The organism is Clavibacter sp. A6099 (assembly GCF_021919125.1).
GTDB lineage: Bacteria > Actinomycetota > Actinomycetes > Actinomycetales > Microbacteriaceae > Clavibacter > Clavibacter seminis.
Genome location: NZ_CP083439.1, coordinates 531,684 through 553,784 on the forward strand (window position 1 = coordinate 531,684; position 22,101 = coordinate 553,784).

25 protein-coding genes are annotated in these 22,101 nt (G+C 73.3%); 15 read left to right on the top strand and 10 right to left on the bottom strand.

The genetic code is table 11. The features are described from left to right. The first annotated feature begins 1 nt into the window (after nucleotide 1). Both KYT88_RS02555 and KYT88_RS02560 read left to right on the top strand, forming a co-directional pair. On the top strand, nucleotides 2-1,036 hold the full coding sequence (locus KYT88_RS02555; protein WP_043585836.1) for an aldo/keto reductase: 1,035 nt from the start codon (nucleotides 2-4) through the stop codon (nucleotides 1,034-1,036). Nucleotides 1,037-1,124: 88 nt separating this feature from the next. After that, a complete protein-coding gene (locus KYT88_RS02560; protein WP_043585354.1) occupies nucleotides 1,125-1,892 on the top strand; it encodes a lysophospholipid acyltransferase family protein in 768 nt (255 codons plus the stop codon). 321 nt (nucleotides 1,893-2,213) lie between these two features. On the opposite strand, the gene panD is transcribed toward KYT88_RS02560, so the two are convergent. Then, nucleotides 2,214-2,630 carry an aspartate 1-decarboxylase gene (panD, locus tag KYT88_RS02565; RefSeq protein WP_043585834.1) on the bottom strand — a complete coding sequence of 139 codons (417 nt, stop codon included), beginning with the start codon at nucleotides 2,628-2,630 and terminating at the stop codon, nucleotides 2,214-2,216. A gap of 232 nt (nucleotides 2,631-2,862) precedes the next feature. Here panD and KYT88_RS02570 point away from each other — a divergent pair, with 232 nt between their 5' ends. Then, complete coding sequence (locus KYT88_RS02570; RefSeq protein ID WP_043585350.1) at nucleotides 2,863-3,954, top strand: YihY/virulence factor BrkB family protein; 1,092 nt, start codon at nucleotides 2,863-2,865, stop codon at nucleotides 3,952-3,954. Nucleotides 3,955-3,996: 42 nt separating this feature from the next. On the opposite strand, the gene KYT88_RS02575 is transcribed toward KYT88_RS02570, so the two are convergent. After that, nucleotides 3,997-5,523, bottom strand: coding sequence for a cryptochrome/photolyase family protein (locus KYT88_RS02575; protein WP_043585348.1), 1,527 nt, complete (start codon nucleotides 5,521-5,523; stop codon nucleotides 3,997-3,999). Nucleotides 5,524-5,669: 146 nt separating this feature from the next. Between KYT88_RS02575 and KYT88_RS02580 the strand changes: the two genes are divergently transcribed. Further along, nucleotides 5,670-7,055: a glycosyltransferase family A protein gene (locus KYT88_RS02580; protein ID WP_043585346.1), complete on the top strand. Its 1,386-nt coding sequence runs from the start codon at nucleotides 5,670-5,672 to the stop codon at nucleotides 7,053-7,055. Here the strand turns inward: KYT88_RS02580 and KYT88_RS02585 are convergent. The 3 genes from KYT88_RS02585 to upp all read right to left on the bottom strand — a co-directional run bounded on the left by KYT88_RS02585 (nucleotide 7,052) and on the right by upp (nucleotide 9,646). Then, nucleotides 7,052-7,519, bottom strand: coding sequence for a MarR family winged helix-turn-helix transcriptional regulator (locus tag KYT88_RS02585; protein WP_051629326.1), 468 nt, complete (start codon nucleotides 7,517-7,519; stop codon nucleotides 7,052-7,054). The two genes, KYT88_RS02580 and KYT88_RS02585, sit on opposite strands and share 4 nt — an antisense overlap. A 297-nt stretch (nucleotides 7,520-7,816) precedes the next feature. Beyond that, nucleotides 7,817-8,617, bottom strand: a complete 801-nt coding sequence (locus KYT88_RS02590) for a winged helix-turn-helix domain-containing protein (protein WP_043585344.1) — start codon at nucleotides 8,615-8,617, stop codon at nucleotides 7,817-7,819. A gap of 390 nt (nucleotides 8,618-9,007) precedes the next feature. Beyond that, entirely contained in the window at nucleotides 9,008-9,646 is a 639-nt protein-coding gene (gene upp / locus KYT88_RS02595) for a uracil phosphoribosyltransferase (protein WP_043585342.1), read from the bottom strand. 68 nt (nucleotides 9,647-9,714) lie between these two features. Here upp and tadA point away from each other — a divergent pair, with 68 nt between their 5' ends. Beyond that, complete coding sequence (gene tadA / locus KYT88_RS02600; protein ID WP_182480738.1) at nucleotides 9,715-10,155, top strand: tRNA adenosine(34) deaminase TadA; 441 nt, start codon at nucleotides 9,715-9,717, stop codon at nucleotides 10,153-10,155. Nucleotides 10,156-10,223: 68 nt separating this feature from the next. Here tadA and KYT88_RS02605 read toward each other — a convergent pair whose 3' ends face one another. Together KYT88_RS02605 and KYT88_RS02610 are read right to left on the bottom strand one after the other, a co-directional pair. Then, on the bottom strand, nucleotides 10,224-10,484 hold the full coding sequence (locus tag KYT88_RS02605) for a hypothetical protein (protein ID WP_043585338.1): 261 nt from the start codon (nucleotides 10,482-10,484) through the stop codon (nucleotides 10,224-10,226). A 163-nt stretch (nucleotides 10,485-10,647) separates the two neighbouring features. Then, nucleotides 10,648-11,565, bottom strand: a complete 918-nt coding sequence (locus KYT88_RS02610; RefSeq protein ID WP_043585336.1) for a cation diffusion facilitator family transporter — start codon at nucleotides 11,563-11,565, stop codon at nucleotides 10,648-10,650. A gap of 131 nt (nucleotides 11,566-11,696) precedes the next feature. Here KYT88_RS02610 and proC point away from each other — a divergent pair, with 131 nt between their 5' ends. After that, nucleotides 11,697-12,572: a pyrroline-5-carboxylate reductase gene (proC, locus tag KYT88_RS02615; RefSeq protein ID WP_051629295.1), complete on the top strand. Its 876-nt coding sequence runs from the start codon at nucleotides 11,697-11,699 to the stop codon at nucleotides 12,570-12,572. Nucleotides 12,573-12,606: 34 nt separating this feature from the next. On the opposite strand, the gene KYT88_RS02620 is transcribed toward proC, so the two are convergent. Continuing rightward, nucleotides 12,607-13,275: a potassium channel family protein gene (locus tag KYT88_RS02620; protein ID WP_011931765.1), complete on the bottom strand. Its 669-nt coding sequence runs from the start codon at nucleotides 13,273-13,275 to the stop codon at nucleotides 12,607-12,609. Nucleotides 13,276-13,328: 53 nt separating this feature from the next. Further along, nucleotides 13,329-14,753, bottom strand: a complete 1,425-nt coding sequence (locus tag KYT88_RS02625; RefSeq protein ID WP_043585334.1) for a TrkH family potassium uptake protein — start codon at nucleotides 14,751-14,753, stop codon at nucleotides 13,329-13,331. Between the two features lie 77 nt (nucleotides 14,754-14,830). On the opposite strand from KYT88_RS02625, the gene KYT88_RS02630 reads away from it, so the two are divergent. From KYT88_RS02630 to KYT88_RS02640, 3 genes are all read left to right on the top strand, one after another. Next, entirely contained in the window at nucleotides 14,831-15,379 is a 549-nt protein-coding gene (locus KYT88_RS02630) for an ArsR/SmtB family transcription factor (RefSeq protein WP_043585332.1), read from the top strand. A 122-nt stretch (nucleotides 15,380-15,501) separates the two neighbouring features. After that, complete coding sequence (locus KYT88_RS02635) at nucleotides 15,502-15,741, top strand: helix-turn-helix domain-containing protein (protein WP_011931768.1); 240 nt, start codon at nucleotides 15,502-15,504, stop codon at nucleotides 15,739-15,741. Nucleotides 15,742-15,813: 72 nt separating this feature from the next. Next, nucleotides 15,814-15,912: a 30S ribosomal protein bS22 gene (locus tag KYT88_RS02640; RefSeq protein ID WP_003792170.1), complete on the top strand. Its 99-nt coding sequence runs from the start codon at nucleotides 15,814-15,816 to the stop codon at nucleotides 15,910-15,912. Between the two features lie 129 nt (nucleotides 15,913-16,041). On the opposite strand, the gene KYT88_RS02645 is transcribed toward KYT88_RS02640, so the two are convergent. Beyond that, nucleotides 16,042-16,794: an HAD family hydrolase gene (locus KYT88_RS02645; protein WP_043585330.1), complete on the bottom strand. Its 753-nt coding sequence runs from the start codon at nucleotides 16,792-16,794 to the stop codon at nucleotides 16,042-16,044. A 77-nt stretch (nucleotides 16,795-16,871) separates the two neighbouring features. On the opposite strand from KYT88_RS02645, the gene KYT88_RS02650 reads away from it, so the two are divergent. The 6 genes from KYT88_RS02650 to KYT88_RS02675 all read left to right on the top strand — a co-directional run bounded on the left by KYT88_RS02650 (nucleotide 16,872) and on the right by KYT88_RS02675 (nucleotide 22,041). Then, nucleotides 16,872-17,135 (top strand): glutaredoxin family protein, encoded by a 264-nt coding sequence (locus KYT88_RS02650; protein ID WP_043585328.1) that lies wholly within the window; start codon nucleotides 16,872-16,874, stop codon nucleotides 17,133-17,135. A 37-nt stretch (nucleotides 17,136-17,172) separates the two neighbouring features. Further along, nucleotides 17,173-17,475: a Dabb family protein gene (locus KYT88_RS02655; protein ID WP_043585326.1), complete on the top strand. Its 303-nt coding sequence runs from the start codon at nucleotides 17,173-17,175 to the stop codon at nucleotides 17,473-17,475. A gap of 55 nt (nucleotides 17,476-17,530) precedes the next feature. After that, a complete protein-coding gene (locus KYT88_RS02660; protein WP_237583752.1) occupies nucleotides 17,531-18,547 on the top strand; it encodes a LacI family DNA-binding transcriptional regulator in 1,017 nt (338 codons plus the stop codon). A 112-nt stretch (nucleotides 18,548-18,659) separates the two neighbouring features. Beyond that, nucleotides 18,660-19,973, top strand: a complete 1,314-nt coding sequence (locus KYT88_RS02665) for an MFS transporter (protein ID WP_043585322.1) — start codon at nucleotides 18,660-18,662, stop codon at nucleotides 19,971-19,973. After that, nucleotides 19,970-20,821 carry an alpha/beta hydrolase gene (locus KYT88_RS02670; protein ID WP_237583753.1) on the top strand — a complete coding sequence of 284 codons (852 nt, stop codon included), beginning with the start codon at nucleotides 19,970-19,972 and terminating at the stop codon, nucleotides 20,819-20,821. The genes KYT88_RS02665 and KYT88_RS02670 overlap by 4 nt, the downstream gene beginning before the upstream one ends. After that, entirely contained in the window at nucleotides 20,818-22,041 is a 1,224-nt protein-coding gene (locus tag KYT88_RS02675; RefSeq protein WP_043585320.1) for a GDSL-type esterase/lipase family protein, read from the top strand. The genes KYT88_RS02670 and KYT88_RS02675 overlap by 4 nt, the downstream gene beginning before the upstream one ends. Nucleotides 22,042-22,101: the final 60 nt, after the last annotated feature.

The following is a 22,101-nucleotide window of genomic DNA, read 5'->3' on the forward strand; positions in this document are numbered from 1 at the left end:
CATGACAGAGCAGTCCACCGACCAGCCCACCACGTACCTCGGCCGCACCGGCGTGGAGATCTCGCGCCTCTGCCTCGGCACCATGATGTTCGGCGCCTGGGGCGAGACCGACCACGAGAAGTCCATCCGGGTGATCCACCGCGCCATCGACGCGGGCATCACCTTCATCGACACCGCCGACATCTACGCGTACGGCGAGTCGGAGGAGATCGTCGGCAAGGCGATCGCGCAGTCCGGCCGCCGCGACGACCTCGTCCTCGCCACGAAGTTCTTCAACGGGATGAAGCCCGAGGCCAACTTCCGCGGAGGATCGCGCCGTTGGATCATGCGGGCCGTCGAGGACTCGCTGCGCCGCCTCGGCACCGACCACATCGACCTCTACCAGATGCACCGGCCGGACGAGCACACGGACATCGAGGAGACCCTCGGCGCCCTCACCGACCTCGTGACGCAGGGCAAGGTCCGCTACATCGGCTCGTCCACGTTCCAGCCGAGCCAGGTCGTCGAGGCCCAGTGGATCGCACGCGAGCGCGGCACCGCGAGGTTCGTCACGGAGCAGCCGCCGTACTCGATGCTCACGCGCGGCATCGAGGCGGATCTGCTCCCCACCACCCAGCGCCACGGCATGGGCACGCTCGTCTGGAGCCCGCTCGCCGGCGGCTGGCTGTCCGGCAAGTACCGCAAGGGCCAGGACATCCCGAGGACGCACCGCAACGACCGCGACCCGTCGCGCTACGACCCGTCCGACCCGAAGCTCGAGGCCGCCGACCAGCTGGGCGCCCTCGCCGACGAGCTCGGCGTGCCGCTCGTGCACCTCGCGCTCGCCTTCGTGCTGCGCCACCCGGCGGTGTCCAGCGCGATCATCGGCCCGCGCACCATGGAGCAGCTCGAGTCGCAGCTCGACGCGGCGAACCTGGAGCTCGACGCCGCGACGCTCGACCGGATCGACGAGATCGTGCCGCCGGGCCTCAACGTGAACCCGGCCGACACGGGCTTCGCGAACTACTGGCTGGATCCCGCCAAGCGCCGACGCTGACCCGGCCCACGCGCGGGGCGCGGCGGGCGCCGATCCGCCGAGGGCCGGCTCCCGGTCGGCGCCGATCCTCTCCCCGTATGGTCGGTGCATGAGCCGCCGCACCCGCGAGCCCGTGTACGGGACCGCCGTCGCCCTGGGCCGTGCGCTCTTCGCCGCCCTCCGCCTCCGTCTCGTCGCCGAGGGTCGCGACCGCATCCCGGACACCGGCGGCGCGGTCATCGCCATGACCCACTTCGGCTACCTCGAGTTCGCGCTCGTCGAGTGGGCGACGTGGCTGCACGACCGCCGCCGGATCCGCTTCATGGCGAAGAAGGGTGCGTTCGACCAGCCCGGCGTCGGCTGGGTCCTGCGCCGCATGCGCCACATCGAGGTCGACATGACCGCCGGTGCGACCGCATACGCCGACGCCGTGGCCGCCCTGCGCGCGGGCGAGCTCATCGGCGTCTTCCCGGAGGCGGGCGTGAGCGCGTCGTTCCGCGTGCGGGAGCTGAAGACCGGCGCGGCCCGGCTCGCGGCGGAGGCCGGCGTCCCGATCGTGCCCGTCGCCGTGTGGGGCGGCCACCGCCTCCTCACGAAGAACCGCCGCATCCGCATGCGCGACCGCATCGGGGTGCCCGTGCACCTGCGCGTGGGCGAGCGGATCCCCGTGGCGCCTGACGCGGATCCGCGCGAGGTCACGGACGCCCTGCGCGCCGAGCTGCAGGGGCTGGTCGACGAGCTGCAGTCCGCCTATCCGGTGGACGGCCGCGGCGCATGGTGGCAGCCGCGGCACCTGGGCGGCACCGCGCCGACGCCGGAGGAGGCCGCCGCCGCGGACGCCGAGCGCGACGCGCGGCGGCGCGCGGAGGGGCGCTGACGCGAGGACCGTCGATCGGCGGAACCGCCGGGGGAATGAGATCGGCCCGGGCCTTCGAGGCCCGGGCCGATCTGCGCACGTGAACGTCTGTTACCCGCAGACGAACCGGCTGGTGCGGTACCGCTCACCCGAAGAGCCGTACCGGATTACTACACGGTAGCCGCGCATGCTGGGGTTCTCCCCGCAGGCACGGGAATGTACCCCGTATTGGGGGGAAGTGCTTGTGTCCGTCATTTGGGGGACCCGCTACAGTTGCGGGCCCTTTCGGAGGCCCGCGCGGAGCAGGACGGCTCGGATCGGATCAGGTGGGGCGGGCTCGGGTCAGACCGGCTCGGCCAGCGGGGAGCGCTCGAGCCCGGGCGCGGGCGGCGCCGTGGGATCGGCGTCCACGGCGCGGATGCGGTTGCCGGCGTCGACGTGCACCACGCGAGGCTCGAGCTCGTGGGCCTCCTCGGTGGTCATCTGGCCGTACGCGATGAGGATGACCACGTCGCCGACGCCCACGAGGTGGGCTGCCGCGCCGTTGATCCCGAGCACGCCGCTGCCGCGCTCGCCCGCGATCGTGTAGGTGTCGAGCCGCGCGCCGTTGGTCACGTCGACGATGCTGACGCGCTCGCCCACGAGGATGTCCGCGGCGTCGAGCAGGTCGCGGTCGACCGTGACGGAGCCGACGTAGTGCAGGTCGGCGTGCGTCACCGTGGCGCGGTGGATCTTCGCGGTCATCATGGTGCGCAGCATGCGTGCTCCTCGGCGGGCCGGTCCGTGCGCGCGGAAGCGGAGCACGACGATCGCGAAGGCGATCACGAGAGGCCAACGCGCGGCGGCCCGCGGATGTTCCGGCGGGTGCCGGATCCTCGGTGCGCGAGGCCCCCGGGCGAGTGTACGAGACGCCGGCGGGCTATGCGCTCCCGCCGGGGCGGGCCACTCTGGGGAGACGGGGACCCGACCCGCAGACCGCACGGAGGCACCAGTGGCACGACGAGACACGGCCGACACGATCGAGGACCGTCCCGACGAGGACGACGCGCGCAAGCCCGACTCCCCGACCGACATCGAGAAGCCCTCCTGGAAGTACGTCCTCCGCAAGACCATGCGGGAGTTCGGATCCGACCAGTGCACCGACATCGCCGCCTCGCTCACGTACTACGCGGTGCTGTCGCTGTTCCCGGCGCTCATCGCGATCATCTCGCTGCTCGGGGTGTTCGGGCAGGGGCAGCAGACGGTGACGGCCGTGCTGGACCTGCTGCGCGGCTTCGCGCCCTCCGACGCCCTGGCGCTCATCAAGCCGATCCTCACCGGCTTCATCGAGTCGCCCGCCGCCGGCTTCGCGCTCGTCTCGGGCATCGTGCTCGCGATCTGGTCCGCCTCCGGCTACGTCGGCGCCTTCACCCGGGCAATGAACCGGATCTACGAGATCCCCGAGGGCCGCCCGTTCCTCAAGCTCAAGCCGATGCAGCTCGGCGTCACGGTCGTCGGCATCGTGATCCTGCTGATCTGCGCGCTCATCATCGCGATCTCCGGCCCCGTCACCGACGCCATCGGCGAGGCGCTCGGCCTCGGCCCGACCGTGCAGATCGTCTGGTCCATCGCCAAGTGGCCGGTGCTCGCGTTCGCGATCGTGCTGCTCATCGCGATCCTCTACTACGCGACCCCGAACGCGAAGCAGCCGAAGTTCCGCTGGATGAGCGTGGGCGCCGCCATCGCGCTCGTCGTGCTGGTCGTCGCGAGCGTCGGGTTCGCCTTCTACGTGACCAACTTCTCCAGCTACGCGAAGAGCTACGGCGCGCTCGCGGGCGTCGTGGTGTTCCTGCTGTGGCTGTGGATCGCGAACCTCGCGCTGCTGTTCGGCGCCGAGTTCGACGCCGAGCTCGAGCGCGGACGCCAGCTGCAGGCCGGCATCGCCGCCGAGGAGACGCTCCAGCTCCCGCCGCGCGACACCGCCGTGAGCGACAAGAAGGCCGCAGCGGAGCGCGAGGACGTGAAGCGCGGCCGCGGGATCCGCGAGCGCCACGAGCGCGCCGAGCGCCTCGGACGCGCGGACGACGCGGGCGACGGCGCCTGATCCGGGTGGCGGGCCCGCGCGTCGCACGCGCGGGCCCGAGCGTCACCGGTCCTTGATCTCGTCGTACGCCGCCAGGGCCCGCTGCCGGGACTCCTTCAGGTCGACGATCGGCGCCGGGTACGCCGCCAGCCCGCCGCCGTCCTGGTCGTCCGCGCCGTCCTCCGCGCTCGCGACGAGGTCGCCCATCGCCTTCCACGGCTCGTGCACGACGTCCCGGGGCGCGTGCGCCAGCTCGGGCACGTACGAGCGGATGTACTCGCCGGAGGGGTCGAACTTCTGCCCCTGCAGCACGGGATTGAACACGCGGAAGTAGGGGGCGGCGTCGGCGCCGGATCCCGCGACCCACTGCCAGCTCGCCGCGTTGTTGGCCGCGTCCGCGTCGACCAGCGTGTCCCAGAACCACTGCTCGCCGTGGCGCCAGTCGATCAGCAGATTCTTGATGAGGAACGACGCCACGACCATGCGGACGCGGTTGTGCAGGTGGCCGTCCTTCCAGAGCGCGCGCATGCCGGCGTCGACCAGCGGCACGCCCGTCTCGCCCCGCTGCCACGCGCCGAGCGTCTCGTCGGACGGCTCGTCCCACGGGAACGCGTCGAAGCGCGGCATGAAGTTGCGGGTCGCGAGATCCGGCTGGTGGTACAGCAGGTGGTAGCTGAACTCGCGCCAGCCGAGCTCGGAGAGGAACTTGGTGGCGTTGACCTCGTCGCCGCCCACCTTCTTCCCGCGGGTGCGCTGGATCCGGTGCCAGACCTGGAACGGGCTCACCTCGCCCCAGCGCAGGTACGCCGACAGCCGCGACGTGGTCATCGCCGCGGGCTCGTCGCGCTGGGCGGCGTAGTCCTCGAGCTCGTGGTGGACGAAGTCCTCGAGGCGCTGCAGGCCGGCGGCCTCGCCGGGGTCGCAGGCCTCGCGGAGGCCGGCCGCCCAGTCCGGCTTCGTGGGCAGCAGTCCCCAGTCGTCGAGGTCGTCCGAGCGGGGCGCCTTCCGTGGTCGGTCGAGCTCGTGCGGCGCGGGGAACGGCTTCCGCGGCTCCTCACGCTCCTGCGCCGTCTTCCAGAACGGGGTGTAGACGCGGAACGGCTCGCCCTGCTTGTTCGCCACCGTCCACGGCTCGACGAGCAGCGATCCCTGGAAGCTGCGGACGTCGAGCCCGCGGTCGCCGAGGTCCTTCTTGATGGCGGTGTCGACCGCGATCTCCGCGCCGCCGTAGCGCCGGTTCCAGAGCACCGCGCCGGCACCGACCTCGCGCACGAGCCCGTCGACGACGTCAGCGGCCTTCCCGCGGCGCAGCACGAGCGGCGAGCCGAGCTCCCGCAGCGACTCCCCGAGGCGCGACAGGCTCATGTGCAGCCACCAGCGGGCGGCGCCGCCGAGCGATCGGATCCCGTCGCTCTCCTCGTCGAGCACGTAGAGCACGACGACCGGCTCGCCCCTCTCGACGGCCGCGTGCAGCGCCGGATTGTCGGCCACGCGGAGGTCGTCGCGCAGCCAGACGATGCTCGGGCCGGGCGCCTCTCCGGCGCCCTCCCTGTCCGCGGATCCGTGGTCGGGGGCGTCGTCGTCGCTCATGGATCGAGCCTAGGACGGCGCCACGCGGGCGACCGGCGCGAGGTCGCTTCGCGCATGGCGCCCGGCGGCACGTAATATCGCACATGGCAGTGCGCGTCCGTCCGGGTCCGACCGCCCACCCGAGACCCGCCGTCGTCGAGAGGCCCATGGACAACCAGAGCACGTCCCTGCCCCCGCCCGAGCACCCCGGTCGGTCGTCGCGCGACGCCGTCTCGGCGGTCGTGGTGGCGGGCGACGCCGGATCCACCATCGCGGCCACGCTGACGTCGATCCTCGGGCAGACCCTGCCCCCGGCGCGCGTGGTCGTCGTGGTCGCGGGCAGCCGCGACGACACCTTCGCCGTGGCGCGGACCTTCAACGGACGCCACGTCCACGCCCTCGCCGGCGCGGGTCCCGTCGCCACGACGGTCACGGTCATCGACCGCGGCCCGCGCGAGAGCTCGCTCCGCTCCGCGTACGGCTTCGCCCTCCGGCTGGTCGGCGACGCGGGGCGCGTGCTGCTCGTCGCGCCCGACGCCGAGCTGCAGCCCGACGTGCTCGAGCTCCTCGCCGCAGCCCTCGAGCGGGATCCGGGCGCCTCCTCCGTGTCCGCCAGCCTCGACCAGCGGCCGAGCGGATCCCACGGCCCCCTCTCGGGTGCGCTCCGGCTCCTGCAGCGCCACTGGGCCATGGGCGCCGTCGAGACCGGCACCGACCTCGGCCTCACCGGGCCGGTCCCGCTCGCCCCGGCCACGCTCCTGCGGCTGCCCGCGGCTGACGCGGCGTCCTCGACGGCCGCCCCGTCGGAGGGGATCCTCACGGATCTCCTCGCCGGGGACGACCGCTCGGCCCTCGTCCCCCGCGCGCGCGCCCGGGTCGACACCGCCGTCACCTGGGGGATGATGCGCGAGCGACGCGACCGGTGGGGCGCGCACGTCGCGCGGCTCGCGCGTGGCGGCTCGCCCGCCGACGTCGGCGACCGGCGTCGGGCCCGCTTGGCGTCCCTGCGCATCGGGGTCGGGCCCGTCCTCCGGTTCGTGGCTTACGCCCTGGTGGCGCTCTACCTGGCCGCCGCGGGCATGCAGGGGATGCTGGAGCCCGCGTGGTGGTGGGCCGTCCCCGTCGTCGTGCGGCTGCCCCTGCACATCCGCACCCTCCGTCGGATCCGCGAGCGCACCGCCGCCGACGTCCTCTTCGGCGCGACGTTCCTCCCGCTCGAGGCGGCGGAGGCGGCGTACGGCGTCTCCCGGATCCGCGACGGCCTGCACCGCATGGCCCGCCGTGGTCGCCGGCGCGGACCCGCCGCGGCTGAGACGGTGCCGCCCTTCTCCCGGGTGGACGCCGTGGCCGCCGCCGCGGTGGCCCTGGTCGTCGTCGGCGTGCTCGTCGTCGCCGAGGTCGGTGGTCCCGCAGCGGCCGGCCTCACCACGATGATCGGCTGGGCCGCGTGCATCGTGACCGCCGCCGACCTCGTGATGGCCCTGCTGCGTCTCCTCGTCGCCCACGGCGGGCCGTTCGCCCGCCCGAGCGCGGCGGGCGGATCCGCGGCCTAGGCGTCGGCGACGCTCCCGCGCAGCTTGTCGGTGAGCGCGCGCAGCGTGTTCAGCTCGTCCGGCGTGAGCGCGCCGCCCACGGTCGAGGCGATGGACTCCATGTGCACGCGCGCGACCGCGCGGAAGGCCGCGTCGCCGGCATCGGTCAGCCGCACGATCGTGGCCCGCCCATCGCTCTCGTCGCCGCACTTCACGACGAGGCCCCGCGCGACGAGGCGGTCGATGAGGCGGCTCACGCTGGGCTGCGTGAGGAGGACGTGCTGGTTGAGGTCGCGCAGGCGGAGTCGCCCCTCGGGCTGGCGCGAGATGTTGAACAGCACGTCGTACTCGTTGAACGAGAGGTCGCGGCTGGGGAACTCGGCGGTGAGGCGGCGCATGACGCTGACCTGCGCCCGGAACAGCGACTCCCAGGCCCGCACGGCGTCTGCTGTCTCGCCCACCAGGCCTCCTCGTCCGGTGCGCATCGCGATGACGGTCGGGCGCACTCTGTGGTGGCGAGTCTACTGAGCGGCGCCCCGGGGAACGGCCGCGTCGGAACGGCGCCGGACATGACTGAGGGCCGACCCCAGAGGCATGGGGCCGGCCCTCTCCCTTGCACCAGGAGTGTCCTGCAATCACATTCCGTCTCCACCGCCACAGCAAACGGTGGGGACGAGAAGACTGTATAACGATCCCGTAACGCCCCGCTACCTAGAACCGGCCCGATGTGCTGGGAGATCGCCGACAGCTCCGCAAGGACGGGCTGAGCGCCCGCGGCCGCGTCAGAACAGGTCGGGTGACTGCGTGCTCGCGTGGTGGACGGCGACGTCCGCATGACGGTCGAACCGGTACCCGGCGCCCCGCACCGTGCGGACGATCTCCTCGTAGCGGCCGAGCTTGGAGCGCAGGCGGCGGACGTGGACGTCGATTGTGCGCTCGTTCGGCACGTCGTCCCCGTCCGCGGCGGACCACAGCGAGGCGATGAGCTCCGATCGCTCGATGGTGCGTCCCTCGCGGAGCACCAGGTACTGCAGGAGCTCGAACTCCTTGTAGGTGAGCGGGGCGGTCTCGCCGTCGAGGACGACGCGCTTGCGGGAGAGGTCGACCGTCACACCGTCGTCGACGCGCTCGTCGTCCTCGGGCTGCTCGCGGTGCTGGGCGACGGCGGCGGGATCCTGCAGGGCGAGCCGGACCACGTCGATGTCGCGGCCGCCTGCGCCCTCGGGGGCGAGGGCGACGGCGGCGTGGGTCTCGACGCCCGGGGCGAGCTCGGCGGCCAGGCGCTTGAGCGCGGCGACGACGGTGCCGAGGTCGGTGCCTGCGGCCGCGGCCTTCAGCTCGTCGAGGCCGACGTAGATGGCGAAGCCGCGTGCCTTGGTGCCCTCGGGGACGGCGCGGAGGCGGGCCGGACGTGCGGGCGCGGCGGCCGGAGCCTGAGCGGGAGCGGTGGACGTCGTGGCCGGAGCGGGGACGGCCTGCGGCCGGCGGAGCGGCGGGGCGAGGGGAGCGGCGGCCCGGAGCACGGGCGCGGCGGGAACGGATCGGAGGGAGGTGCGGGCGGGGTCGATGGTCGCGAGCGACATGGCGGAGTCCTTGTGATGATGCGGGTGCGGCGCAGCTGGGTGCGCGGGACCTCAGGGGAGTGCGAGACGCCTCAGGGGGCGGATGCGCCGGATACGGCGGGGAGGGTCGGCGACGGATGCGTCGCGGGACCGCTCAGGCGAAGGCGGCGGGTCAGGCCGACATTCGACAGCACATCGCGACACGGCCGGGCATCATCATGCCGGCGACTCCCGAGGCCTCGGAGGAGGTCAGGACGTGCGCGTTCAGAGTCATGGGGAGAGCTTGCACGGATCCGTGCGCCCGTGTCAACAGGAGGAGCCGGAATCGTGCGGGACGCGCAGGAATCGTGCGTGCGCGGACAGCGGCGCCCGTCCCGAGGGGAGCGGGCGCCGGAGAGCCGAGGGCGCGGGTCAGTGCGCGGCGGTGCCGTACAGGCGGTCGCCCGCGTCGCCGAGGCCCGGGATGATGTAGCCGACCTCGTCGAGCTTCTCGTCGAGCGCGCCCAGCACGATGGTGACCTCGCGGCCAGCGGTCGCCTCCTCGACGGCCTTGAGGCCCTCCGGAGCGGCGATGAGGCAGATGCACGTGACGTCGACCGCGCCGCGGTCGAAGAGGTACTCGATGGCGGCGATGAGGGATCCGCCCGTCGCGAGCATCGGATCCACGACGAAGCACTGCCGGTTGGAGAGGTCGCTGGGGAGCCGCTCGGCGTAGATGTCGGGCTGCAGCGTCTCCTCGTTGCGCACCATGCCGAGGAAGCCGACCTCGGCGCTGGGCATGAGGCGCATCAGGCCGTCGAGCATGCCGAGGCCCGCGCGGAGGATGGGGACCACGAGCGGCTTCGGGTCGCTGAGGGTGAGCCCCTGGGCGGGCGCGACCGGGGTCTGCACCGTGATGGTCTCGACCCGGACGTCGCGGGTGGCCTCGTAGGCGAGGAGCGTGACGAGCTCGTCGGCCAGGCTGCGGAAGACGGGGGAGGGGGTGGTGCGGTCCCGCAGCGCCGTCAGCTTGTGCGTGATGAGCGGGTGGTCGGCTACGTGGACTCGCATAGGCTCCATTCAATCAGCAAGGGGGTACGCGATTGGACCTCCACGTGCCCGGCGACGTCGATCGCTGGATGGCCGTGGCGCTCGACGAGGCCAGGGCCTGCGCGGCCACCGGCGACGTCCCCGTGGGGGCGATCGTCGTGGACGCGTCGGGGATCGTCATCGGGCGCGGGCGCAACCTCCGGGAGGCCCGTCAGGACCCCACCGCCCATGCCGAGGTGGAGGCGCTCCGCGAGGCGGCGGCGACCACCGGCGATCGGCACCTCGTGGGCACGACGCTCGTCGTCACGCTCGAGCCGTGCGTCATGTGCGCGGGTGCCATCCTCGCGGCCCGGGTGCCCCGCGTCGTGTTCGGCGCGTGGGACGAGAAGGCGGGCGCGGCCGGATCCCTCTACGACGTGCTGCGCGACCGGCGGCTGCCACATCGCGCGGAGGTGTTCGCGGGTGTGCGGGCGGCCGAGTGCGCGGCGCTCCTCGACGGCTTCTTCGCGGAACGTCGCGCCGACGCCTGACCCGGCATCCATGGGGGCATCCCCGGCGTCCGCTCGCCGTGCGCGGAGGAGGAGCCGGGCTCCCGGGGTCAGCCCGCGCAGCCGGCGCAGGGGCGACCCTGATGCGGCTGGTGCTGCTGGTGGTTCCGCCCGCCGCTACGTGGGTCCGTCGTCCGCGCGTGCCGGCGCTCCTGGACCGTGAGGTCCCCGGCGGCGCGCTCCACGGTCACGTGCGCGGAGGAGGCGGTCGGGGTGTGCGGGGTCTCGGCCTGGGCGGCGCCGGTCGCCGTGAGGACCAGTCCCAGGGCGAGCGTCGCTGCCGCTGCCGCGGCCTTCATCGCATGCGTCATCTTCGGTCTCCTCTGTAGGCCGTGCTCCGAGCGGCGTGCTCGAGCGTCCGCGACGTGCGGGCCGCGTGACCCGTCCGGCCGTCATGGTCGCAGCGCGCGCGCTGCGACGGATCGACCCCTGCACAGCGCGGGCATCTCCGTGGCGCCGTCGGGCGAGGGCGGATCAGCGCGTCGCGACCCGCACGTCGGGCTCGAGGTAGATGACGCGGGCGACCGGCACGGCCTCGCGCACGCGGCGCTCGATCGCGTCGATCCCCGCGGCCACGTCGCCCAGCGAGCTGGTCGCGGGCATCGCGATCTTGGCGGCGACGAGGAGCTCGTCCGGGCCGAGGTAGAGCGTCTTCATGTGGATGATCGACTCGGCCTCGTGCCCCGCGGTGATCGCCGCGCGGATGGCGGCGAGGTCGGGCTTCGACGCGCCCTCGCCGACGAGGAGGCTGCTCATCTCGACCCCGAGGATCACCGCGACCGCCACCAGCAGCACGCCGATGAGCAGGGTGCCGATGCCGTCGTAGATGCCGTCGCCCGTGACGATCGACGCGGTCACGCCGAGCAGCGCGAACACGAGGCCGGAGAGGGCCGCGGTGTCCTCGAGCAGCAGGACGGGCAGCTCGGGGCTCTTGGCGCGACGCACGAACTGCACCCACGTCTGGTTCCCGCGCAGCGGGTTCGACTCCTTGATGGCCGTGCGGAGCGAGAACGACTCGAGGGCGATCGCGATGAGGAGCACGACGATCGGCAGCCACGGCACGTCGAGCGGCTCCGGGTGCTCGATCTTGTGGATCCCCTCGTACAGCGAGTACACGCCGCCGACGGAGAACAGGATGATCGAGACGATGAAGGCGTAGACGTAGCGCACGCGGCCGTAGCCGAAGGGGTGCTCCTCGTCCGCGACGCGCTTGGCGCGCTTGCCGCCGATGAGCAGGAGGATCTGGTTACCCGAGTCCGCGAGCGAGTGGACGCCCTCGGCGAGCATCGAGGAGGAGCCCGAGAAGAACGCGGCGACGAACTTCGTGATCGCGATGCCGACGTTGGCGGCGAGGGCGGCGAGGATCGCCTTGCTGCCGTGGGATTCGCTCAAGGCCTGTCCTCCTCGACCGGCGAGGCGGCTCGGGCCGCCCGGGCGCGCATGCCCCGGTCGACTCAGCCTAGCCACGCGGCCGTCGCCGCCGACCACCCGACCGCGCGGCGCCCGGTCCCTAGGATCGGGGCATGCCCGACGCCTCCCGCCCCGCCCCGTCCGCTCCCGCCGAGGCCGCCCGCCTCCCGTCGCTCGCGATGCTCGGCACCGGATCCATGAACGGCGCCATCCTCGGCGGCCTGCTGCAGCCGGGGGTCGAGGTCGACGGCGACGTGCGCGTGACCACCCGCTCGGCGGCCAGCGCGGCGACGCTCGGGGAGCGGGACGGCGTCACCGCGTCGAGCGTCGAGGAGGACGCCGACGCGAACCGGCGCGCGGTCCGGGGGGCCCGCATCGTGATCGTGGGCGTGAAGCCGCACATGGTGCCCGACCTGCTGCGCGAGATCGCGGACGACCTGGATCCCGGTGCGCTCGTGATCAGCGTCGCGGCCGGCGTGACGATCGCGACCTTCGAGTCGCTGCTGCCCGCGCACGTGGCCGTGCTGCGCTCGATGCCGAACACGCCGTCGCTCGTCGGCCGCGGGGTCACCGGGCTCGCCGCGGGCACGCGCTCCAGCCTCGAGGACCTGGCGCTCGCCCGCGCGGTGTTCGCCACGGTCGGCGACGTCGTGGAGGTGCCGGAGGAGAGGATCGACGCGCTCAGCACGATCTCCGGATCCGGTCCCGCCTACGTCTTCCTGCTCATCGAGGAGCTGACCCGCACGGCCGAGGCGAAGGGCTTCAGCCGGGACGAGGCGCGCGTGCTCGTGCAGGGCACGTTCCGCGGCGCGGTCGAGCTGCTCGCCGCGTCGGACGACGAGCCCGCGGAGCTGCGCCGTCGGGTCACGAGCCCCAAGGGCACGACCGAGCGGGCCGTCCAGGTGCTGCAGGCCGCGGATCTCTCGGGCCTGTTCGACCGCGCGACCGACGCGGCGCTCGCCCGGGCCCGCGAGCTCGCGGCCGGCTGAGCCCGCCGGGGCCGCACATGCCCGCGCCCGCGGATCAGGACAGCGAGGCGAACCTCTCGATGTCGGCCGAGGTGCCCGACACGATGATGAGGTCGTGGTTCGACACCAGCGTCTCCGAGGTGGCGTACGTGAAGGGCTTCCCCGGCGTCTTCACGCCGACGACCGTGATCCGGTGCTTCCTCCGCACCGCCGACTCGAGCAGCGTCATCCCGCGGATGGGCTTCGGCGGGTACATCTTCGCCAGCACGAAGTCGTCGTCGAATTCGATGAAGTCGAGCATCCGGCCGGACACGAGGTGCGCGACGCGCTCGCCGGCCTCCGCCTCCGGGTAGATGACGTGGTTCGCGCCGATGCGCTCGAGGATCTTGCCGTGCGACTGGCTGATGGCCTTCGCCCAGATCTGCGGGATCTTGAGGTCCACCAGGTTCGCCGTGATGAGCACGCTCGCCTCGATGGACGACCCCACCGCGACGACCGCGATCGAGAAGTCCTTGGCGCCCAGCTGCTGCAGCGCCTCTATGTTCCGCGCGTCGGCCTGCACCGCGTGGGTCACCCGGTCGGACCACTTCTGCACGAGGCCCTCGCTCGCGTCGATCGCGAGCACCTCCCGGTCGAGCCGCGCGAGCTGCCCGGCGGTCGCGGCGCCGAAGCGGCCGAGCCCGATGACTAGCACGGGGGCGTTGTGGGGGATGCGTTCGCCCATGAGGGGCCTCTCTGGTCGGGTCTCGCGGTGGTCGGGTCGTGCGCGTCGCCGGCTCAGCCGACGATCGGCCGCTCCTCGGAGCGCTGGAAGAGCTGCCGGCGGGTGCTCGCGGCGAGGGCGGCCGCGAGGGTCACGGTGCCGACGCGCCCCAGGAACATGGTGGTCGCGAGCACGTACTTGGCGGGATCCGACGCCTCGGCCGTGAAGCCCGTGCTGAGTCCCGAGGTGGCGAAGGCGCTGATGGCGTCGAAGAGCACGTAGTCGAGGCGCTCGCCGGAGATCTGCAGCAGCACGATGCTGCTGAGCGCCACGGTCGTCGCGCCCCAGAGCACGATGCTCACCGCGAGGCGGAGCACGTCGCTCGGGATGCGGCGCTCGAAGACCTCCATGGACTCGCTGCCGCGGGCCTCGGCGAAGGCCGCGAGGAACAGGATCGCGAGGGTGGTGACCTTGATGCCGCCGGCCGTGGACGCGGATCCGCCGCCGATGAACATGAGCATGTCCGTGACGAGCAGGCTCGCGTTCCCGAAGTCGGCCATGTCGAGCGTCGAGAAGCCGCCCGAGCGCGTCATCACGGAGAGGAAGAGCGCCTGGAAGCCGTGCTGCACGGGATCCATGAGCGCGAACGTCTTCTTGTTGTCCCACTCGAGCACGACGTACGCGAGCGTGCCCAGCACTATGAGGATGAGCGACGTCCAGAGCGTGAGCTTGACGTGCACGGAGAAGCGCCGGGGCTTCCGCCAGCCGCGGTACACGGCGTAGATGACGGGGAAGCCGATGCTGCCGAGGAAGACGCCGATCATGAGCAGGCTGAGGAACCAGTAGTCCTGGTGGTACAGCTCGAAGCCCGCCTCGCTGAAGACGAAGCCCGTGTTCGTGAACGCCATGAGCGAGTAGTAGAAGGAGTCGAGGGCGGCCTGGCCCACGGGGATCCCCTCCAGCAGGATCCGCGGGAACAGCAGCGCGGCGATGGACAGCTCGATGACGAGGGCGCTGATCGCGACCGTGAGCAGCAGCGTGCCGATCTCGCCGAGCTTCACGGCCTGGCCCTCGGCGACGGGGCCGTGGTGGATCCGCAGCGGGTTGCTGTCGCTCGCCGCCATGAGCCGGGCCTTGAGGCCGAGGCGGCGCGACACGATGAGGCCCATGATCGACGCGAGCGTGAGCACGCCGATCCCGCCGATCTGCACGCCGAGCGCGATGAAGGCGTGGCCGAGCGGGGTCCAGTACGTCGCCATGTCGACGGTCGCGAGGCCCGTGACGCAGATGGCGGAGACGGCTGTGAACAGCGCGTCGGCGAAGGGCGCCGTGCCGCCGCTGGACGTCATGCCGGGGAGCATGAGGATCGTCGTGAGCGTGAGGACGAGCGCCGCGAAGATGAGGATCGCGAAGCGCGCCGGCGTGGAGTGCGCGAAGTAGTCGAGGAAGTCGCGGATGCGCCCGAGGAGGGGACGTCCGTGATCCGGCCTGACGCGCATGGTCCCCTGTCCGCTCCGAGGCCTGTCGGCCCGGTTCGCCATGGTACTGCGAGCGCGGGACGGAATACCCTTCGGGGATGGCTGACATCTTCGACGTCGTGGCGGATCCGACGCGACGCGACCTCCTCCGCGTGCTGCTCGACCGACGCGCGGTCCCCGAGGCGCCGACGGGGGAGATCAGCGTCTCGGAGCTCGTGCAGACGCTCGGGATCAGCCAGCCGACGGTGTCGAAGCACCTCCGCGTCCTGCGCGACAGCGGCCTCGTCTCCGTGCGGGAGGAGGGGCAGCACCGCTACTACCGGCTGGAGCCCGCGCCGCTCGAGGCGCTGGACGCCTGGGTCGCGCCCTTCGTCGACGACGGCCGCGACGACGCGGCCCCCGACGACGGGCACGCGGATCCCGACACGGGGCTGCTCGGCGGCGGCCTGTCCGCGGATCCCGACGCAGGCGAAGACGGTGATCCGGCGGGCTACCCGTTCGCCGCGTCCCTCGGTCGGATCTGGGCCGACACCCGCTACCAGGCGGCCGCCGCCGTGCACGACGCCACGCGCGTCGCCGGCTCCGCGGGCCAGGCGTCGCTCGGCCGCCTGCGGGCGCGGAAGCAGGGGAACTCGCGGGACGCGTGATGCAGGATGTGACACGATGGACACGCGTCCATCCGGACCCCTAGAATCGCGCACCAGCGCCCGCATCGCGGGGGCTACGAGGTCCGTGAGCCGGTCACGCAGAACGAGGAGTCGATCCGCCCATGTCGCGTGACCTGTCCGACGTCCGATTCCTCACGGTGGCCGAGGTGGCCGAGATGATGCGCGTCTCCAAGATGACCGTCTACCGCCTCGTGCACTCGGGCGACCTGCCCGCCATCCGCTTCGGCCGCTCGTTCCGCGTGCCCGAGTCCGCTGTCCTCGCCGCGATCGACCCGTCGAACGCGCTGCCCGGCCAGCCCGGCGAGGCGTCGCGTCACTCCGGCATGTCGGATGTCGGCTAGACTCCTCTGAGGCTATTTTCCGCGGGTCACCAGAGCCCGCGTGTTCCGTCCGGCAACAGATGAGGTGCCCCTATGGGTTCAGTGATCAAGAAGCGTCGCAAGCGCATGGCGAAGAAGAAGCACCGCAAGCTGCTTCGCAAGACGCGCCACCAGCGTCGCAACAAGAAGTAGAGCGCACGCGTCCGCGAGGGCGCACGACGTGATCAAGAGGACGCCGACCCGGTGACGGGGCGGCGTCCTCTTCGTTCGTGGGGGCGTGCGCGGTGTGGGTGCGGGATCCGGTGCGCGACGCCATGCGGATCAGCTCCCGGCGGGTCCGTCGGCCTGCGCGGCCTCGCGGCGCACGCGCCTGCGGGCGTCGCGGATGCTCTGTCGCCGGAGCCGCATCGACGGCCAGCCGGATCCGCGCGCGTGCGCCGCGAGCGCCTGGTCCGGGTTCACGACGACCGGGTGCCCGACGAGCGTGAGCAGCGGGATGTCATGGCGGGAGTCGGAGTACGCCCAGCACTCGGCGGCGTCGGCTCCTGTCCGCGCGAGGAGCCCCCGGGCCGCGGCGGCCTTGTGCGCGCCGTGCAGGAACTCGCCCTCGAGGCGGCCCGTGTACGCGCCGTCGCGCACCTCGAGCGCGCTGCCGAGCGCGCCCGTCAGGCCGAGCCGGCGGGCGATCACGTCGGCGAGGAACGACGGCGACGCCGTGACCAGCCAGACCTGGTGGCCCTTCGCGAGGTGCTCCTGCGCGAGGCCGAGCGTCTCCGGCCAGACCATGGGCGCGGTGTGCCGCTCGTAGATGTCGTCGGCGAGCGCGGCCATGTCGGCCACCGTGACGCCGGTCACGACCTCGAGGCCGCGGGTGCGCGCCGACGCGAGGTGCCGGTCGTTCTCGCCGCGCGCCTTGAAGCGCGCGTGCTTCCAGCCGGCGCCGACGATGTCGCGCGCCGTGAGGAGGCCGGCCGCGCGGAGCCCGCGCACGAGGTGGAACACGCTCGCGCCGTGGATCAGGGTGTTGTCCACGTCGAAGAACGCGAGGATCGGGGTGCCCGCCTGCTCGACCATGATCGGGTCAGCGTAGGCGACGCTCCTGGGGCCGGATCCCGGGCGGGGCGGCGCGCGGCCTCGCCTACGCTGGGCGGATGAGCGCAACGGTCCTCACCCTCGTCGGCAAGCCCGGCTGCCACCTCTGCGACGACGCCCGCGAGGTCGTGACGCAGGTCCTCGGCGGCCTCGACGCGGCGCGCGCCGGCGAGGTGACGCTCGAGGAGCGCAGCATCCTCGACGACCGGGCGCTCGCCGACCGGTTCGCCGAGGAGATCCCGGTGCTCCTCATCGACGGGCGCGTGCACAACTACTGGCGCATCGACGCCGACCGGCTCCGCGCCGCGCTCGCCGCGCGCTGAGCCCGGCGGCGGCCGGGGCCACGGATAGGGTCGTCGCATGACCCTCCGCCACGTCGTCTCCTGGAAGCTCGCCGACCGCGATCCCGCCGCCCTCGACCGCGACGCCGCCCGCATCACAGAGGCGCTCGGCACGCTGCCCGGCCTCGTCCCCGGAATCCGCTCGTTCCAGCTGGGGCGCGACGTGGTCGGATCCGCGCGCAGCCACGACGTCGTGCTCATCGCCGACTTCGACGACCGGGCCGCGCTCGACGCGTACGACGTGCACCCCGAGCACCAGCGCGTCGCCGCGATCGTGCGGAGCCTCGTCGGATCCGCGGCGTCGGTCGACTTCGAGGTCTGACGTCAGCGGGGAAGCGGCGACGCCCGCGCCCCGGCGGCGCGTGACGCTCGCGCAGGTGGCGGAGCGCGCAGGGGTCTCGCGCTCCGCGGTGTCCTTCGCGCTCACCGGGCGGACGGACCAGCGCCTCTCGACGGAGACGATCGCGCGGATCCAGGACGCGGCCGACGAGCTCGGCTACCGCCCGAACATGACGGCCAGGACGCTGCGCACCGGCCGCTCGGGCACCGTGGCGCTCGTCTCGGACTTCGTCAGCAGCACCTCGCACGCGAACTCGATGGTGCGCGGGGCGCTCGACGCGCTGCGGGAGCGCGACACGATCCTCTTCACCGTGGACACGCAGGGCGACGCCCACCAGGAGGAGCAGCTGCTCGAGAGCCTGCTCGGCCGGACCATCGACGGGGTCCTCTACGCGTCGATGTTCACGCGCGTCGTGCGGACCCCCGCGCTGCTCGACCAGGTGCCGCACGTGCTGCTCAACTGCGTGCCCGAGGAGGGCGTCGCGCACGCGGTGGTGCCGGACGAGGACGCCGCGGGAGCCGACGCCGCGCGGGCGCTCCTCGACCTCGGCCACCTCGACCGGATCTGGTTCGTCGGCAGCCTCCCCGTCGGCGTCACCGGCGGACCCGCCTGGCGCGGCTGGGCGCCGGTCGCGCTCGCCGAGCGGCTGGCCGGCGTCCGACGCGCGCTCGCCGACGCGGGGGTCGAGCTGGCCGGCGTGCAGGAGGTGGCGCGCGACTGGGACACGGACGACGGGCGCGAGGCCGTCGCCCGGCTGCTCGCGACCGGCGCCCGCCCGACCGCGCTGATCTGCGCGAACGACGCCGTCGCCGCGGGGGCCTACCAGGCGCTGCACCGCGCGGGCCTCCGCGTGCCGGAGGACGTCTCGGTCGTGGCGTTCGACGGGAGCGCGATCAGCCGCGCGCTGGATCCGCCGCTCGCCTCCGTCGCGCTGCCCCAGCTCGAGCTCGGCCGTCTCGCCGTGGAGCTGCTCTTCGACCGCGCGACGGAGCCCGCCGTGCACCGTGTGCCGATGGCGCTGGTGCCGGGAGGATCGATCGGGCCGGTGCGGTGACCCGGCGTCCGGAAATCGGCGTGCGCTTTCCAGCTAGATCGTTGTAGCATCCTGTCCGCGCGCCTGGTGCCCGACCGGTCGCGATCTCACGACGCATACGAAGGAGTATGGGATGACTGCTGTCGATGGTGCCCTCAGGGGCCCGAACGCCTGGTGGGTGGGCTTCGTGTGCGGGATGGCGACGTTCGTCGACGCCGCCGCGACGACGGGCGTGGGCATCGCGCTCGTGCTCTTCCTCGCGCCGCCCACCGGAGGGCCCGGTCTGTCGGGCGCCGAGGTCGGCTACCTCACGGCCGTGCTCACCGCGGGCGTCGCGGCCGGATCCCTCCTCGGCGGATGGGCGGGGGATCGGTTCGGCCGGCGCCGCGTGTTCCTCGTGACGATGACGCTCATCGTCATCGGCTCGGCCACGCCGTTCCTCGGCGTCTCGTCCGCGGTGCTGCTCCCCGGGATCGCGCTCATCGGCCTCGGCGTCGGCGCGGACCTGCCGGTGGCGCTCGCGACGATCTCGGAGGCGGCCACCGATCGGAACCGCGGCAAGATCCTCGTGTTCTCCAACCTGCTCGGCGGGTTCGGGATCCTCCTGGCCGTCGTCATCGGGATCCTCTTCGGCCAGGCCGGCCCCACCGGCGGCCACGTGATGTTCGGCGCGTTCGGCGTCGTCGGCCTCCTCGTGCTCCTCATGCGCACGACCATCCCCGAGTCGGCGTCGTGGCTCGTCGCGCGGGCCGAGCGCGCGGACGGCACGCGGACGGTGCGGGCGCAGCGCGGGCGGATCCGCGACCTCGGCCGGCCCGCGTACCGCCGGCCGTTCGTGACCCTGCTCGTCTACTACACGCTCGCATCGCTCGCGATCAGCGTGGCGGGGAGCTTCGGCACGTACGTCGCCGTGAGCGTCGCCGGCGTCGCGGTCGACGAGTACCAGTCGTGGACGATCCTCGCGATGCCGGCCGCCGTGCTCGGCGCGCTGTGGTTCATGTCGGTCGCGGACACGCGGTTCCGCATGCCGTACTTCGTGATCGGATCCGTCGTGGTCGTGGCGTCGAACCTCATCCCGGTCGTGCTGGGCTTCAGCCTGCCGACGCTCGTCGTGTCCGTCGTGCTCTCGACCTTCGCGGGCGCGTTCTGCTTCGAGACGATCATGAAGGTCTGGACGCAGGAGTCGTTCCCGACCCTCATCCGGTCGACCGCGCAGGGCACCGTGTACGGGGTGGCGCGCTTCGCGACCGCCGGGCTCAACGCCGTGACGCCCGCGCTCCTGGCGCTGAACCCGCAGGGGGTCTACGTGGGGGTGTCCGTGGTCGCGGCAGCGGGGTTCCTGGTCGGCTGGATCGGGTTCCGCCGGGCGACCGGGACGGCCTTCGACGTGGAGGACGAGCAGGTGCCGGCGACCGCGTCGGTGCGGACCGTGGAGGCGGCGGCGTGAGCGGCACGGGCAGCAGCGCCGGCGGGTCGGGGACCATGCGGATCCGGCCGTTCGAGGCACGCGTGCGCGGGCTGACGCTCCGGGGATCGCAGCACCTCGCGGAGTTCCCCGGCCCGCGGCCCACCGCGGTGCTGCTGCACGGCTTCGGCGGCTCGCGCGTGGAGACGACCGGCGTGTTCGTCGCCCTCGCGCGGCGCCTCGCGGCGTCGGGGATCGGCGTGGTCGCCTACGACCGCGCGGGCCACGGCGAGAGCGACGGGGAGTTCCTCGACACGACGGTCACGGGCGACGTGGCCGACGCCCGGCACGTCCTCGACGCGGTCCGGGCGCTGCCCGAGGTGGACGCGGGCGACGTGCACCTCGTCGGCATGAGCCTCGGCGCGGTCGTCGCATCGGTGGTCGCGGCGGAGGAGAGCCGCGCGGCCGAGGGCGGGGCGGGGCCGGGGATCCGGTCGCTCGCGATGTGGTCGACGGCGGCCGTGTTCGTCGACGACATCCGCGCGGGCACGATCCAGGGCCGCTCGCTCGCCTCCCTGGACACAGACGGCTGGTTCGACTTCGCCGGGCAGCGGATGGGCCCGGCGATGCGCGACGACGCGCTCGGCTTCGACCCCTACGCGCGGGCGGCCGGCTACCGGGGTCCCGCGCTGCTGCTCCACGGCACGGACGACTTCGTGCCCGTCGACTACGCCAGGCGGTACCTCGACCCGGAGGCGTTCGGCGATCGCGCCGAGCTCGTGGTGGTGGAGGGCGCGGACCACGGCTGGGCGCAGCTGCCGCAGCGCGACGAGGTCATCGAGCGGACGGTCGCCTTCGCGCGGGCGCACGCGAGGGGCGGGGAGGCGTGAGCGGGCGCGACGCGTCCGCGCGCGACGGCGCGGTCGTCGAGCTCGACGGCGGGTCCGTCCGCGTCCACGGGCACCTCGGCCTGATGGCGGTGCCGGGCGGCGTGCGACCGATCCGGCTGCCCGGGGCCAGATGGCGCGACTTCCCGCCCGCGGGCGAGCTGCTGCGGGCGCAGGTGTCGACGGCGGCCGGGGTGCGGATCCGGTTCACGACCCAGGCGGACGAGGTGCGGCTGCGGGTGCGCTGCACGCGCATCCGCTTCGACGAGCTGCCGGGGCCGCGCAACACGTTCGTCGCGGAGGTCGACGGCGTGGACCTGCCCCCGGTCGCGGCGCCGGTCGACGTGGTGCGCCGGATCTCGCCGTCGGGCGACGCGGCGGAGGAGACCGCGGTCGGATCCGGGGATGCGTCCGTCGTCGTGCTCCGCGGTCTCGGGCGCAGGTGGTCGACCGTGACCGTCTGGCTGCCGCAGGGGATGCTCGTGGACCTCGTCGGCGTCGCGGCCGACGCGCCCGTGCGGGCCGCGGATCCGCTCGGGCTGCCGCGCTGGATCCACCACGGCAGCTCCATCAGCCACTGCGTCGAGGCGCCGGATCCGACCGGCGTGTGGCCGGTCGTCGCCGCGCGGCAGGCAGGCCTCGACCTCGTGAACCTGGGCTTCGGCGGCCAGTGCATGCTCGACCCGTTCGTCGCCGACGCCATCGCCGACGAGCCGGCCGACGTGATCTCGCTGAGCGTCGGCATCAACATCGTGGGCGCGCGCTCCATGGACCAGCGCACCTTCGTGCCCGCGCTGCATGGCTTCCTCGACCGCGTGCGACGCGGCCACCCGGACACGCCGATCGTGCTCGCGTCGTCGATCCTCTGGCCGGGCAGCGAGCACGCGCCCGGGCCGCCCGGGGTGGAGTTCCACGACGACGGATCCGTGCGCTGCTTCGCGGCGGGCGACCCCGCTGACGTGCCGCGCGGGGCGCTCACGCTGGCGGAGTCGCGCCGGCACGTGGCGCATGTCGCGCGCGTGCGGCGGGAGACGGGCGAGCGGATCGCGCACCTCGACGGCCTGGAGCTCTATGGGCCCGACGACGTGGCGCGGTTCACGCTGCCCGACGGGCTGCATCCGGACGCGGAGCTCTACGCGGAGATGGGCGGACGGTGGGTGGCGCGGGTCTTCGCGGACGGCGGGCTGGTGCCGCTGGCGGGGCTCGGGGCAGGCGGGCGCTGAGCGGCGGAGCGCGTCCCCGCGGGCCGCGTGTCCGACCCGCTCCGATGCCGCCCGCCGCCC